Genomic DNA, 13860 nt, shown 5'->3' on the forward strand with positions numbered 1-13860 from the left:
GGCACGTCGATTGACGGTCCGCGTCAATCGGCGCGAGCCGCCGCCCGGGCGGCGGGCACCATAAGGCCATGGCCATCGTCCTCGACATCGCCGGGCTGCCGCCCGAGCGCATCGTCTTCAGCCCCTCGCCGCTCGCCGAGCTCAGCACCGCGCTGCACGCGCTGGCCGAGCCGGGGCACCATCCGGGGCTGCACGGCTGGACCACGGCGACCGCCGCCGCGCTCAAGCAGGACCTCGCCGACCGGCTGCACGAGGCGGACTTCCTGTGGGGGCCGACGTTCTCCGACATCTCGACGCCGTTCGCGGCGTTCCCGTACGGCGAAGGACGGCCCGGCGAGACGCTCGCCGAGGACCTGGACACGCTGGACCGGCTGGACGACGAGGTGTACGTCAACGCCGCTCTGGAGATCTCCTGCGCCAGCCGCTACTGCATGGGCGGCCCGTCGCCGCTCGTGGACGCCACCGCGCGCGAGGAGGCGCTGGAGCGGGCCGCCGCGCGCGGGCCGCGGCAGTTGCAGTTCGCCCGGCGGCTGCTAGCGGACCCGCCGGGCGTGCGGGCCTGGATCCGGCGCCTGTTCGAGGACTGCGAGCAGGCGTTCTTCGCGGATGTCTGGCAGCGGGTACGGGTGGAGCTGGCCGCCGACGCCCGGCACAAGTCGGAGGTGCTGCGCCGCAAGGGGCTGCGCGAGGCGCTGGCCGAGGTCTCGCCCGCGATGTCGCTGGACGAGACGGGCACCCGCATCCACATCGACAAGCTGAACAGCAGCCGCGGGACGGCGATGGACCCGGAGGTGGGGCCGGGCCTCACCTTCGTGCCGTCGTCGTTCGGCTGGCCGCATCTGATGGTGCTGCACGCACCCGGCTGGCGCCCGGTGGTCCACTACCCGCTCGCCGCGCCGGAGCTGCCGGGCCCCGCCTCGGTGGAGTTGCTGGTGCGGCGGATGGAGGCGCTGGCCCACCCGATGCGCATGCGCATCTGCCGCAACCTGGCACGGGCCCCCTTCACCACGGGCGAGCTGGCCTCGGCGCACGGCATCAGCGCGCCCGAGGTGTCGCGGCACATCGCCGTGATGAAGAAGGCGGGGCTGATCACGACCCGGCGGCGGGGCCGGTACGTCATGCACCAGCTGAACCTGACGGTGGTGGCCCGGCTGGGCAGCGACTTCCTGGAGGGCGTGCTGCGCTGACGCGCTCCCGCCGACCGCTGACCCGCCCGCCGACCCGCCGACGCTGGCCTGCCCGCCGGCCGGGTCCGTCGGCCGACCGATGGCCCGCCCGCCGGCCGCCTACGCGCCCCCTGCCCCCGCCCGTACCAGCCCCGTCTCGTACGCCAGCACGACCACCTGCACCCGGTCGCGCAGCTCCAGCTTCGTCAGGATGCGTCCAACGTGCGTCTTCACCGTGGCCTCGGAGAGCACCAGCCGCGCCGCGATCTCGCCGTTCGACAGTCCCTGCGCGACCAGCAGCATCACCTCGCGCTCCCGCCCCGTCAGCCGGTCCAGCTCCGCCGGGGTCCCGCCGGCCGCGCCGCCCACGCTGCCGCCGCCGCTGGGCAGAATCGGCGCGAAACGGTCCAGCAGCCGACGTGTCGTGCTGGGCGCCACGACCGCGTCACCGCTGTGCACGGCGCGGATCGCGGCGAGCAGTTCGCCCGGCGGTACGTCCTTGAGCATGAAGCCCCCGGCCCCGGCCTTGAGCGCGGAGAACGCGTATTCGTCGAGGTCGAAGGTGGTCAGGATCAGCACCTTCGGCGCACCCTCGCGCTCGCAGATGCGGCGGGTGGCCTCCACGCCGTCGAGCCGGGGCATCCGGACGTCCATCAGGACGACGTCCACGTCCGTGCCGCGCAGCACCTCCAGCGCCTCCGCGCCGTCCCCCGCCTCGGCGACGACCTCCATGTCGGGCTGGGCCGCCAGCACCATCCGGAACCCGGTGCGCAGCAGCACCTGGTCGTCGACGAGCATCACGCGGATCGCCATCGTAGGGTCCTTTTCCTCTTCTTCGATCAAGCTCATCCGGTCAGGCCGCTCTGTGTCGCTCAGCCGGCCGGCTTGAGCGGCAGCAGCGCGCTGATCCGGAAGCCTCCGCCAGGACGCGGTCCCGCGTCCAGCGTGCCGCCCACCATGCCGACCCGCTCCCGCATGCCGATGAGGCCGTGGCCCTTGCCGTCCGCCCCGCCATCCTCGTACATCTCACGCTGCGCGCCCCGCCCGTCGTCCTCCACCAGCAGGCCGAGCCCGTCGTCGAAATACGTCAGCCGGACGCTCGCGAAGACGTCGGGGCCGCCGTGCTTGCGGGTGTTGGTCAGCGCCTCCTGCACGATGCGGTACGCGGTCAGCTCGACGCCGCTGGGCAGCGGGCGCGGACTGCCCTCGACCCGGAAGTCGACCTCCAGGCCCGCGCCGCGCACCTGCTCTATGAGGTCGTCTATCTGCTCGACGTCGGGCTGCGGCACATAGTCGGTGCTGTCGGAGGGCTCGCCCGTGCGCAGCACGCCCAGCAGCCGCCGCATCTCGGCCAGCGCCTGGCGGCCGGTGCCGGAGATCGTCTCCAGCGCCTGCCTGGCCTGTTCGGGGGCGGCGTCCATGACGTACGCGGCGCCGTCGGCCTGCACCACCATCACGGACACGTTGTGCGCGACGACGTCGTGCAGCTCGCGGGCGATCCGCGCGCGCTCGGCGGCCACCGCCATCTTCGACCGCTCCTCGCGCTCCTTCTCCAGCCGGGTGGCCCGTTCCTCCAGCTGCGCGTAGTAGGCCCGGCGGGTGCGTATGGAGTCGCCCAGCACCCAGGCCAGCACGAACGGGATCGTGAGGAAGGCGGTGACGACGAACCACTGCCAGGCGGTGTCCTGCCGCTCCCAGCGCGCGTTGCTGAGGGTCGGCGCGACGAGACCGGCGGCGAGCCCGTAGCGCGAGGCCCAGCGGGCGCCGTCGGCGGCGTTGGTGTAGAGGATCACCAGCAGCGCGAAGTCGGCGGGGTTCGTCCGGACGTCCACGGCGAGCTGGGCCAGCCCGCAGACGGTCGCGAGCAGAATCATCTTCTCCGGCGCGCGGCGCCGCAGCGCCACGACGAGCCCGAGGCCGAGGATGATCGGCACCGCCGCGAGCTGCGGGTCCCGGCTCGCGGTGTCCTCCATGTTCCACAGCAGGCCCATCCCGACCAGGAGGAGAGCCCAGAAGCTGTCCACCCCGGTCGGGTGCCTGCGGAGGAAGTCATAGAGACGTTGCACGTAACCCAGCGTAGGCACGGCTGATAGGTGCACGGGTCAGCCAGACGGTCGATTCCCCGAGGCCCCGCCCTACTCCCCAAGGTGGATACGGTTCCGCATAGCGTTGGACTGTGGTGAACGCATGCTCCGACCCTGGGTGGCTCGGCTGGCGCGCGGCGGCCGAACGCGCGCTGTACGGCCCGGCGGGCTTCTTCCGGCGCCCTGAGGGCCCGGCGGGCCATTTCCGCACGTCCGTGCACGCCTCCCCGCGCTACGCGGAGGCGGTCGCCGAGCTCCTGCGCCGGGTGGACTCGGCCCTGGGCCACCCCGCGGAACTGGCACTGGTGGACGTGGGGGCCGGACGTGGCGAACTGTTGACGGGCGTCCTCGCGGCACTGGACCGGGGGGCGGCTCCCGACACGGCGGCTCCTGCCACGACGGCTCCTGGCACCGCCCCGGACGCGGCCCCCACCGCCGGCTCCCCCGCCGGGCTCCTCGCCCGGCTGCGGCTCCACGCCGTCGAGCGAGCGGCGCGGCCGGACGGTCTCGACCCGCGCGTGGAATGGCTCGCCTCGCCGCCCGAGGGCGTACACGGCCTGCTCTTCGCCAACGAGTGGCTCGACAACGTGCCGGTGGACGTCGCCGAGACGGGCCCCGACGGCGTGCCCCGATACGTCCTCGTCGCGCCCGACGGCACCGAGCGGCCGGGCCCCCCGGTCGACGGCGCCGACGCCGACTGGCTCGCCCGCTGGTGGCCGCTGGACGAGGCCGCGGGGCCGGGCGCGCGCGCCGAGATCGGCCGGCCGCGCGACGAGGCCTGGGCGGCGGCGGTCCGGTGCCTGCGGTCCGGGCTGGCCGTCGCGGTGGACTACGCGCACACGCGCGCCACCCGGCCCCCCTTCGGCACCCTGACCGGATTCCGGGAGGGGCGTGAGGTACGGCCGGTGCCGGACGGCGGCTGCGACCTCACCAGCCACGTCGCCCTCGACGCCTGCGCGGCGGCGGGCCACGACGCGGCGGAGGCGACCGGAGGGCCGTCCGGCGGCCCCCCGCACCGGCTCACCCAGCGGGACGCGCTGCGCGCCCTCGGCGTCACCGGGCAGCGGCCCCCGCTCGCGCTGGCCTCGCGTGACCCCGTCGGCTACGTACGGGCCCTGTCGGCGGCCGGTGCGGCGGCGGAGCTGACCGATCCCGCGGGTCTCGGCGCGTTCGGCTGGCTGCTCCAGCCGGTGGGCGCCGGCTGCCGGGACCTGAGCCGGGAGCTCTCCGGCGACCCTCCCCCGTAGCCCCTCACGCACGGGAGGTACCCCCGAGCCCGCCGGGCCCCGCCGCCCCCCTGAGACACTGGTCCCATGACGGAGACGACAGTCGGCATCGGCGGCGCGGCGGAGACCACCGACATGGTGCTGAACATCGGGCCGCAGCACCCCTCCACCCATGGTGTGCTGCGCCTCCGCCTCGTCCTCGACGGAGAGCGGATCCAGCACGCCGAGCCGGTCATCGGCTATATGCACCGTGGCGCGGAGAAGCTGTTCGAGGCGCGCGACTACCGCCAGATCATCGTGCTCGCCAACCGCCACGACTGGCTGTCGGCGTTCTCCAACGAACTGGGCGTCGTCATGGCCGTCGAGCGAATGCTCGGCATGGAGGTGCCCGAGCGGGCCGTGTGGACCCGCACCCTGCTCGCCGAGCTGAACCGGGTGCTCAACCACATGATGTTCCTGGGCTCGTACCCGCTCGAACTGGGCGGCATCACCCCCGTCTTCCACGCGTTCCAGGAGCGGGAGGAGCTCCAGCACGTGATGGAGGAGGTCTCCGGCGGCCGGATGCACTACATGTTCAACCGGGTCGGCGGCCTCAAGGAGGACCTCCCGGCAGGCTGGCTGGACCGCGCCCGGCACGCCGTCGCCGAGGTGCGCTCCCGGATGGACGTGTACGACCGGCTGATCCTCGGCAACGAGATCTTCCGGGGCCGCACGAAGGGCGTCGGCGTGCTGTCGCGCGAGGCGGTGCACGCCTACGGGGTCAGCGGCCCCATCGCGCGCGCCTCCGGCGTCGACTTCGACCTGCGGCGGGACGAGCCGTACCTGGCGTACGGGGAGCTGGCCGACACCCTCAAGGTCGTGGTCCGCCAGGACGGCGACTGCCTGGCCCGCTTCGAGTGCCTGCTGGAGCAGACCCACAACTCGCTGGACCTGGCGGACGCCTGCCTGGACCGGCTGGCGGAGCTGCCGCCGGGTCCGATCAACCAGCGGCTGCCCAAGGTGCTCAAGGCCCCGGAGGGCCACACGTACGCCTGGACCGAGAACCCGCTGGGCCTCAACGGCTACTACCTCGTCTCCAAGGGCGAGAAGACGCCGTACCGGCTCAAGCTGCGCTCGGCCTCGTACAACAACATGCAGGCACTGACCGAGCTGCTTCCGGGCACGCTGGTCGCCGACATGGTCGCGATCCTCGGTTCGCTCTTCTTCGTCGTCGGCGACATCGACAAGTAAGCGAACAGGCCGGGGAGGGCGAGGGGCGCGCGGTCAGGAGATCGCGCTGCGCAGCTCGCCCATGTCGATCTGCTCGGTCTCGTCGTGCGCGGTCAGGTCGATGACCTCGCCCGCCTCCTCCTGCCTGGCCTGCTCCGCGAGCGCCTCGGCGCCGACGACGTCCGCGAGGTCCTCCTCGACGGCCCCGGCCGCCGCCGCGTCGTCCGGCTGCCGCGGAGCCGGCGGCTGGGGCGACTTCTGCGTACCGAAGAAGTCGAAACCGCCTTCCACGCGGGCGATGGCCCGGCGGGCGGCCGTGTAGGGGACGACGGCGGTCGCGACGTTGCGGGTGTGCACGGGCGCGTCGCCGCCGGTCGCGTCACCGCCGGTCGCGGCCTCGGTCGCGGTCGCGGTCTCGCCGCCGGTCACGTCCTCGCCCTCGGTCACGTCCTCGCCGTCGATCGTGGCCTCGTCGTCCATCACGGCCGTGCCGTCGATCGCGTCGCCGGCGGTCACGTCCACGTCTTCGGTCACGTCCACGTCTTCGCCGGCCAGGCGGCGCAGCGCGGCCGCGGCCCTGCGGAACGCCTCCGCGTCGAGCGGCCGGGAGGCTGCCGCCGGGGTCTCGGCGGACACCTCGCCCGCCGGGGACGCCGCGGACGCGCCCACCCCGGACTCGCCCGCCGCACGCCTCGGCGCCGGGAGTTCGCGCGGTGCGGCGTCGCGCACCAGCTGGCGGCGGCTCTCCAGCGCGCGGGCGCGCTCCGTCTCCGCCGTGGCGTACCGGCGCAGCAGGTCGGCGTGCTCGTTGCGGAGTCGTGCCAGTTCGGCACGCTTGGCGCGCAGCTTTGCGTTGAGCTCGGCGCGCACTTCGCGCGCCTCCTCGACGTCCGTCTCCAGCTCTGCGACACGTTCCTCGGAACGCCACTCCGCGCGTGTCCGCTCCTTCGTCAGCTCGGCGACGCGCCTACCCGCGGCCCGGTCCCAACCGCGCATCAGGAACGCGCCGACGACGGCGGCGGCGCTCGCGGCCACGGCGAGGCCGCGGATCGCCGCCGTTTCTCCGATGACCAGGGCACCGGCGGCGGACGCTATGGCCACGGCCCCGACCGAGATCGGGGGAAGCAGCCTGTGCAGCGGTGGGGATTGGCGGTGGCGTCCACGTGGCATGGCCTGAAACTTACCGTGCGTGTGGGGCGTTTGGGGCACCACCCCGGCAAACTCCCCCAAGGAAATTCCGCGACCTCGCGCAGATTACCTTTCCAGCAGCCCCTTCTCCTTCAAGTAGTCCCCGGCGACATCAACAGGCTTGAGCCGCTCGGCATCAACCTTCTTGTTGAGTTCGGCGAGGTCCTCGGTCGTGAGGACTCTGGTGATCTTGTTCAGGGCGTCCTCGATCCCCTTCGCGCCGGCCGACTTCGCATTCACCACCGGCAGCACGTTGTCCGCGTTCTGAAGATGCTTGTCGTCTTCGAGGAGGACGAGCCCGAACTGATCGAGTGTCGCGTCGGTGGTAACGGTCAGGACCATTTCATCCTTGCCGTTCTTGACCGCCTGCTTCGCCTGCACACTGCCGACGTCCAGCGGGTCGATGCCGGCGATGTCGATGCCGTACGTCTTCTCCAGGCCCGGCTGGCAGAACGGCCGCTTCGCGCATTCGTCGCCCGCCGCCAGTGTGACCTTCTGCTTCGATTTCCCCAGATCCGACAGCGTCTTGAGCCGGTGCTCCGCGGCGAACTCCGCGCTCACCGCGAACGCGTTCTGGTCGACGGCCTTGCCGGCGGGGAGCACCTTGAGCCCGCGCGGCTCCGCGAGCTTCCTCAGCGCGGCCATCGTGGTCCCGACGTCGGGAGAGGCGACCGGCGCCGCGTCGGAGCCGTGCCTCTTCTGGTTGAGGAATTCCGCGAGAGTGGCCGCGTACTCCGGCACGACGTCCATCTGGCCCTTCTCCAGGGCCGGTTCGTACAGCTCGCGGGCGTCGACGGTCTTGATCGACGTCGGGTACCCGGCATCCCTGAGCACCTGCGCGTACAACTCGGCGAGGATCCTGGACTCGGTGAAGGGCGCGGACCCGACCACCAGCGTCCCGGAGTCGCCGCCGGACTCCTCCAGGCTCTTGCCGCCGCCGGCGGCGAGGACGGCCACCAGCGCCACGGCCGTCACCGCTCCCGCCGCGGTGAGTTCGAGGGTGACCGGCGCCTTGGGAGCCTGTTCGGCGTGCGCGGGCGACGCCTTGGCGGCCGACGCGACCGACGCCGATCGTCCGGCGCGCCGCCGCATCGGGTCCAGCAGCCGCTCCAGGAGCACCAGCGCGCCCTCCACGAGCAGCGCCAGCACCGCCACCAGCGTCGCCCCGGCCACCACCTGCGCGGTGTCGGTGAGCCGGAAGCCCGCCGTGATGATCCGGCCCAGCCCCCCGCCGCCGGGCAGCGCGGCGAGCGTCGCGGTGGCCACGACCTGTACGGCTGCCGTCCGTACGCCCGTCATGAGCAGCGGGAAGGCGAGCGGCAGTTCGACCCGGCGGATCAGTTGACCGCCCGACATGCCCATGCCGCGCGCCGCCTCCACCACCTCCCTGTCCACCTCGCGCATGCCGACGTACGCGTTGGTGAGCAGCGGCGGCACGGCGAACAGCACCAGGGCGAGGACCGTCGGCAGATCGCCATGCGTACCCAGCGGGCTGAGCAGCAGCAGGACCAGCACGGCGAAGGTGGGCACCGCCCGCCCCGCGTTGGAGATGTTGACGGCCAGCGCGCCGCCCTTGCCGACATGGCCGAGCACGACCGCGAGCGGCAGCGCGACGGCGCACGCGACGGCCAGCGAGACGAAGGTCAGCCAGAGGTGCTCGCCCAGCCGGTGCCAGACACCCGCGTCGCCGGACCAGTGCGACCCGGTGGTCAGCCAGGTCCAGGTGTCGCCGATGAGCCCCATCAGGCCCTCCCCCGCTTCCGCGTCCAGGGCGTCAGCAGCCGCTGTACGCCGAGCAGCAGCAGATCCGCGGCGACGGCCAGCACCACGCACAGCACGGACGCGGTGAGCACCTGCGCCTTGAAGAAGCCGCGCATGCCCTCGTAGATGAGGTTGCCGAGCCCGCCATAACCGATGATCGCGCCGACCGTGGTGAGCGAGACGGTGGACACGGTCGTGATCCGCAGACCCGCCATCAGGGCGGGCAGCGCCAGTGGGAGTTCGACGCCGAAAAGCATCCGGACCGGCCCGTACCCCATACCGCGCGCGGCCTCGCGGGCGTCCTCGGGCACCGCCGCCAGCCCGGCCAGGATGTTCCGTACCAGGATCGTCAGCGAATACAGCACCAGGCCCATGACCACCACGGCCACCGACACCCCGAATACGGGCAGCAGCAGCGAGAACATCGCCAGCGACGGCACCGTGTACAGAATCGTCGTCAGACTGAGCAGCGGGCCCGCCACGATCCGCCAGCGGCGCGCCAGCAGCGCGAGCGGAAAGGCCACCAGCAGGCCGATCGCCACGGCCGCGAACGTAATGCCCACATGCTGGAGCGTGGCGTCCGTCAGCTCCTCACCGCGGGTCCGCAGATATTCCCCGCAGACCCACTCATTGGTGATCAGGCAGTTCTCCGCCGCCACCGGCCCACCTCCCCGTCAATTCCCGTCGACCCTATCTCCGGCCACCGGCCATCTCATCGGCTCGCCACACAACAGCAACAATCCCTCCCGCGAATGCGGCCACAATGGTGAGGTGATCCGATTCGAGCACGTCACCAAGCGCTACGCCGACGGCACGACCGCCGTGGACGATCTGTCCTTCGAGGTCGCGGAGGGCGAGCTGGTCACGCTCGTCGGACCCTCGGGCTGCGGCAAGACCACCACGATGAAGATGGTCAACCGGCTGATCGAGCCGACGAGCGGTCAGATCCTGCTGGACGGCGAGGACATCTCCCGCGTCGACCCGGTCAGCCTCCGCCGCCGGATCGGCTATGTGATCCAGCAGGTGGGCCTGTTCCCGCACAAGACCGTGCTGGAGAACACCGCGACCGTTCCGGCGCTGCTGGGCTGGCCGCGCCGCAAGGGCCGGGAGCGCGCCGGGGAGCTCCTCGACCTCGTCGGTCTCGACCCGTCCGTCTACGGCGACCGCTACCCCGACCAGCTCTCCGGCGGCCAGCGTCAGCGCGTGGGCGTGGCCCGGGCGCTCGCCGCCGACCCGCCGGTGCTGCTGATGGACGAGCCGTTCGGCGCGGTCGACCCGGTGGTCCGCGAGCATCTCCAGACGGAGTTCCTGCGGCTGCAGTCCCAGGTGCGCAAGACGGTGCTGTTCGTCACGCACGACATCGAGGAGGCGGTGCGGCTCGGGGACCGGATCGCGGTCTACGGGTCGGGTCGGATCGAGCAGTTCGACACCCCGGCGACGGTGCTGGGCGCGCCCGCGTCGCCGTACGTGGCCGACTTCGTCGGCTCCGACCGGGGGCTGAAGCGACTGTCGGTCACCCCCATCGAACCCGGCGACCTCGAACAGCCGCCGGTCGTCCACCTCGACGACCCGCTGCCGAAGGCCGCCGCCCGGCTCTCGGCGGACGGCGCCCGCTGGGCCGTGGTCCTGGACGACGCGGAGAGGCTGCACGGCTGGGTGTCGGCGGAGGCCGTCACGTCGGGCAGGGCGGCCGCGAAGGGGACGGTACGGAACCACGCCCGGCGGATGGACGCGTGGCTGCCGGTCGGCGCGCCGCTGAAGCAGGCGTTCAGCACGATGCTCCAGCATGACGCGGGCTGGATCGCGGTCCTCGACGGCGACCGCTTCATGGGGGTGCTCACGCCGGGGCGGCTGCACGAGGCACTGCGGCGCTCGATCGACGCGGACGCGAAGGAGATCGCCCGCACGGAGGTGACCCTGGAAACGGTCCCGGGCGCGTAGCCCGGCCCCGCGCCGGGAGCTCCGGCCGGGCCGGTAGGCAGCCGGGCCGGGAGACAGCCGGGCCAGGAGGCGGCCGGGCCGGAAGGCGAACCGCTACGCCGGGAGGCGGTCCTCGTCCTCGTCGTCCGGCAGCCGGCACACCCGCTCCAGGAAGAACGCCGCCGCGATCACCGCCACCCCCGCCACCACCGAGGCCCCTGCGTAGATCGCCTGGTCGCGGCGCGGCGGGACGTCCAGCTCGTTCATGACCAGGAAGACGCCCACCCCGCCGTACACCCCGGAGATCAGCGCCGACACCAGCGCGCTGGCGTGGCCGAAGACCACCGCGCGGGCCGCCGCCAGCGGGTTGACGCCCGTGGCGCCCGGTCGGCGCTCGCGCTGCGCACGCAGCCGGGAACGCATCGACAGCGCCGTCGCGGCCAGTACGGCGGCGATCAGCCCCAGCACGATGGGCGCGGCCATGGGCACGCTCGGCAGGGTGCCCATCGTGTCCCACAGCCGGGCGCCCGCCCACGAGATCACACCGGCCGCGAGGAACAGCCCGACCAGCACCCTGATACGAATTTGGCTCACCGAGCTGTCGCCCCTCACGTTCGCGTCGTACGTCCCACCTGCCCCTGAAACTACCGGGGCTCCCGGGGGGAACGCCTACTCGGGCAGCCGCAGTTCCAGGTCCGGGCGGGCCGCCACGCCGCCGCGGCCGACCTGCTCCACCAGCCGGGCCACCGGGCCCCGCCCCGGAACCTCGGCCTCCGGGTCCACGTCCTGCCACGGCACGAGGACGAAGGCGCGCTCATGGGCGCGCGGGTGCGGAAGGGTGAGTTCCGGATCGTCCAGCACGACGTCCTGGTACGCCACGATGTCCACATCGAGGGTGCGCGGCCCCCAGCGCTCGTCCCGCACCCGCCGGTACGCCTCCTCGATGGCGTGCCCCCGCTCCAGCAGCGAGGACGGCGGCAGGGTGGTCTTGATCAGCACCACCGCGTTGAAGTAGTTCGGCTGCGTGCCCGGATCGACGCCCCACGGCTCCGTCTCGTACACCGGTGAGACCGCCTTGACCCGCACGCCCGGGGTGTCCTCCAGCGCGTCGACGGCGCCCTGGAGCGTCTCCAGCCGGTTGCCGAGGCTGCTGCCCAGGGAGATCACGGCCCGTTTGGGGTTGCTCAACGTCACATCCGCCGCGTCCACCTGTTCCACCACGGAGGCGGGGACGGGCTGCACGGTCGGGTCGCTGCTGCTCATCATGTTCTGCTCCGGGTGATGGTGATGGTCACGTCGTCGAAGGGCACGGTGATCGGTGCGTCCGGCTTGTGGACGACCACCTCCACCTCCCGCACCGCTTCGTGCTTCAGGCACCGCTCGGCGATCCGCTCGGCGAGGGTCTCGATCAGGTCGACGGGTTCGCCCCGCACCACCTCCACGACCTCCTCCGCCACCACTCCGTAGTGGACGGTCTTGGTGAGGTCGTCACCGGCCGCAGCGGGCCGGGTGTCCAGGCCGAGCACGAGGTCCACGACGAAGGTCTGGCCTTCCTCGCGTTCATGCGGAAACACCCCGTGGTGACCGCGGGCCTTCAGGCCCCGCAGCGCGACACGATCCACACGAATCACTCCTGCTGGTCGTCGGTGCGCGGGCGCACCGTCCTGCGGCGACGCCCACCCATCCCCAGTCCTTCGGTGGGGACAACCCAATCGAATCTACCTGCGAGCACCGACAGCGCTCACGTACGGGGGCCGGGGCGCGGCTCCGCGGGCGGACACGCACGCCCCCGGCCGCGCCTACCCGCGCCCTCGTGAACCACTCACTACCCGGTCCCGACGCGACTCGAACGAGTGGCCCATCTCACATCCCGCTGACGGGGTGTCCGGCCCGGCCACCAGGCGCTCAGTCCGACGCCTCGGACTCCTCGTCGCTCTCGGCCAGCACCGGCGAGCCGTGGTGCGACCACAGCTTCCAGCCGTCCGCCGTGCGCCGGAAGACGTTCGTCGCCACGACCAGCTGCCCCACCAGCGGCCCGAGCTCGCCCTCCTCCTCGGCGGGAGCGCCGCTGAGGATGTTCTCCGTACACGTCACCAGGGCCGTGTCCGCGACCACCGACACCTCGACGTCGGTGAGGAAGAACTGGATGTAGTCGGTGTTCGCCATGATCAGGGCGTACGAACGGAGCACCTCGCCGCGTCCGCGCAGCACCGGCCACCCCGGGTGCACGCACGAGATGTCCCCGTCGAGCCAGAGCCGGCTGAGCGCCTCGTGGTCGCCCCGCTCCATCGCCTCGTAGAGCGCGGTGTTCGCCCGCTCCACCTGCTCGGCGTCGGTCAGCGACGTCACTCAGGCCTCGTCCCGCGGTGCGCCGCCGGAGGCGCCCGCCGCGTCCTCGATGGCGCGGACCACCCGCACCGCGTCCGCGCTCGCCGCCACCTCGTGCACCCGCACCGCCCACGCCCCCTCACGCGCCGCGATCGCCGAGATCGCCGCCGTCGCGGCGTCCCGCTGCCGGGCGGGCGGCGGGCTGCCGCCGTCCCCGGCCAGCACCTTCCCCAGGAACCGCTTGCGGGACGCGGCCACCAGCACCGGCCGGCCCAGGGCGCGCAGCTCGGCCAGGTGCGCCACCAGCGCCAGGTCGTGCTCGGCGTTCTTGGCGAAGCCCAGCCCGGGGTCGACCACGATCCGGTCCGGGGAGATGCCGCCCTCGACCGCGCGGTCCAGGCTCTCGCGCAGCTCCGTCAGCACCTCCGCGACCACGTCCGCGTAGACCGCGCGGTTGTTCATGTCGATCGACTGGCCGCGCCAGTGCATCACCACGAACGGCACCCCGGCGGCGGCCACCACCGGCACCATTGCGGCGTCCGCGCGACCACCGCTCACGTCGTTGACCAGGGTCGCGCCGGCCTCCACCGCGCGCTCGGCGACCGAGGCGCGCATGGTGTCCACGCTGACCACGGCCCCCGCTCCGGCCAGCTCGCGGACCACCGGGACCACCCGGCGCAGCTCCTCGGCCTCGTCGACGCGGGTCGCGCCGGGGCGGGTGGACTCGCCGCCCACGTCCACCAGGTCGGCGCCGGCCGCGACCAGGTCGAGGCCGTGCTTGACGGCCAGTTCGGGGTCGAACCACTGGCCGCCGTCCGAGAAGGAGTCGGGCGTGACGTTCACCACGCCCATCACCGCGCACCGGTCCCACCGGGGCAGACCGACCGGTCCGACACGACCACGCAACGTACTCATGCCTCCAGCGTAGGGGCTGGCCCCCTCCGGGCCATCCTCCCCGCCAGGCCCGGGCCCGGCGGC

At 72.8% G+C, this 13860-nt stretch carries 14 protein-coding genes and 1 pseudogene; 4 read left to right on the forward strand and 11 right to left on the reverse strand.

All coding sequences use genetic code 11. The annotated features are described in order from the left end of the window. Positions 1–74: 74 nt before the first annotated feature. A complete protein-coding gene (locus ACQUSR_RS14365; RefSeq protein WP_431047582.1) occupies positions 75–1187 on the forward strand; it encodes a DUF5937 family protein in 1113 nt (370 codons plus the stop codon). A 99-nt stretch (positions 1188–1286) separates the two neighbouring features. On the opposite strand, the gene ACQUSR_RS14370 is transcribed toward ACQUSR_RS14365, so the two are convergent. Further along, entirely contained in the window at positions 1287–1979 is a 693-nt protein-coding gene (locus ACQUSR_RS14370; protein WP_431042959.1) for a response regulator, read from the reverse strand. Positions 1980–2038: 59 nt separating this feature from the next. Then, complete coding sequence (locus ACQUSR_RS14375; protein ID WP_431042960.1) at positions 2039–3232, reverse strand: sensor histidine kinase; 1194 nt, start codon at positions 3230–3232, stop codon at positions 2039–2041. A 110-nt stretch (positions 3233–3342) separates the two neighbouring features. Between ACQUSR_RS14375 and ACQUSR_RS14380 the strand changes: the two genes are divergently transcribed. Then, complete coding sequence (locus ACQUSR_RS14380) at positions 3343–4497, forward strand: SAM-dependent methyltransferase (protein WP_431042961.1); 1155 nt, start codon at positions 3343–3345, stop codon at positions 4495–4497. A 66-nt stretch (positions 4498–4563) separates the two neighbouring features. After that, positions 4564–5706 carry an NADH-quinone oxidoreductase subunit D gene (locus tag ACQUSR_RS14385; RefSeq protein WP_431042962.1) on the forward strand — a complete coding sequence of 381 codons (1143 nt, stop codon included), beginning with the start codon at positions 4564–4566 and terminating at the stop codon, positions 5704–5706. 33 nt (positions 5707–5739) lie between these two features. Here the strand turns inward: ACQUSR_RS14385 and ACQUSR_RS14390 are convergent, their stop codons facing one another. The 4 genes and pseudogenes from ACQUSR_RS14390 to ACQUSR_RS14405 form a co-directional block, all read right to left on the reverse strand. After that, entirely contained in the window at positions 5740–6855 is a 1116-nt protein-coding gene (locus ACQUSR_RS14390) for a hypothetical protein (RefSeq protein ID WP_431042963.1), read from the reverse strand. 84 nt (positions 6856–6939) lie between these two features. Continuing rightward, complete coding sequence (locus tag ACQUSR_RS14395) at positions 6940–7965, reverse strand: ABC transporter substrate-binding protein (protein WP_431047584.1); 1026 nt, start codon at positions 7963–7965, stop codon at positions 6940–6942. A 21-nt stretch (positions 7966–7986) separates the two neighbouring features. Next, positions 7987–8616: pseudogene (locus ACQUSR_RS14400) on the reverse strand (ABC transporter permease); the annotation flags it as partial. After that, positions 8616–9293, reverse strand: coding sequence for an ABC transporter permease (locus ACQUSR_RS14405; RefSeq protein ID WP_431042964.1), 678 nt, complete (start codon positions 9291–9293; stop codon positions 8616–8618). The pseudogene ACQUSR_RS14400 and the gene ACQUSR_RS14405, both read right to left, overlap by 1 nt. A gap of 112 nt (positions 9294–9405) precedes the next feature. Between ACQUSR_RS14405 and ACQUSR_RS14410 the strand changes: the two genes are divergently transcribed. After that, positions 9406–10575: an ABC transporter ATP-binding protein gene (locus ACQUSR_RS14410; protein WP_431042965.1), complete on the forward strand. Its 1170-nt coding sequence runs from the start codon at positions 9406–9408 to the stop codon at positions 10573–10575. A gap of 93 nt (positions 10576–10668) precedes the next feature. On the opposite strand, the gene ACQUSR_RS14415 is transcribed toward ACQUSR_RS14410, so the two are convergent. The 5 genes from ACQUSR_RS14415 to folP all read right to left on the reverse strand — a co-directional run bounded on the left by ACQUSR_RS14415 (position 10669) and on the right by folP (position 13797). Continuing rightward, positions 10669–11148 carry a DUF3180 domain-containing protein gene (locus tag ACQUSR_RS14415; RefSeq protein ID WP_431042966.1) on the reverse strand — a complete coding sequence of 160 codons (480 nt, stop codon included), beginning with the start codon at positions 11146–11148 and terminating at the stop codon, positions 10669–10671. A gap of 75 nt (positions 11149–11223) precedes the next feature. Beyond that, positions 11224–11817, reverse strand: coding sequence for a 2-amino-4-hydroxy-6-hydroxymethyldihydropteridine diphosphokinase (gene folK / locus ACQUSR_RS14420; RefSeq protein ID WP_431047586.1), 594 nt, complete (start codon positions 11815–11817; stop codon positions 11224–11226). Then, on the reverse strand, positions 11817–12176 hold the full coding sequence (gene folB / locus ACQUSR_RS14425; RefSeq protein WP_431042967.1) for a dihydroneopterin aldolase: 360 nt from the start codon (positions 12174–12176) through the stop codon (positions 11817–11819). Before folB ends, folK begins: the two co-directional genes overlap by 1 nt. Positions 12177–12459: 283 nt before the next feature. After that, positions 12460–12903, reverse strand: coding sequence for a nuclear transport factor 2 family protein (locus ACQUSR_RS14430; protein ID WP_431042968.1), 444 nt, complete (start codon positions 12901–12903; stop codon positions 12460–12462). Continuing rightward, positions 12904–13797, reverse strand: a complete 894-nt coding sequence (gene folP / locus ACQUSR_RS14435) for a dihydropteroate synthase (protein WP_431042969.1) — start codon at positions 13795–13797, stop codon at positions 12904–12906. Positions 13798–13860 lie beyond the last annotated feature (63 nt).

Origin of the sequence: Streptomyces sp. P1-3 (genome assembly GCF_050613155.1) — a bacterium.
In the GTDB taxonomy this organism is placed as follows: Bacteria; Actinomycetota; Actinomycetes; order Streptomycetales; family Streptomycetaceae; genus Streptomyces.

Coding starts and splice junctions, on each gene's coding strand:
- folK (WP_431047586.1), bottom strand. CDS start 11,817: ATGAGCAGCAGCGACCCGACCGTGCAGCCCGTCCCCGCCTCCGTGGTG.
- ACQUSR_RS14395 (WP_431047584.1), bottom strand. CDS start 7,965: ATGCGGCGGCGCGCCGGACGATCGGCGTCGGTCGCGTCGGCCGCCAAG.
- ACQUSR_RS14370 (WP_431042959.1), bottom strand. CDS start 1,979: ATGGCGATCCGCGTGATGCTCGTCGACGACCAGGTGCTGCTGCGCACC.
- ACQUSR_RS14390 (WP_431042963.1), bottom strand. CDS start 6,855: ATGCCACGTGGACGCCACCGCCAATCCCCACCGCTGCACAGGCTGCTT.
- folP (WP_431042969.1), bottom strand. CDS start 13,797: ATGAGTACGTTGCGTGGTCGTGTCGGACCGGTCGGTCTGCCCCGGTGG.
- ACQUSR_RS14385 (WP_431042962.1), top strand. CDS start 4,564: ATGACGGAGACGACAGTCGGCATCGGCGGCGCGGCGGAGACCACCGAC.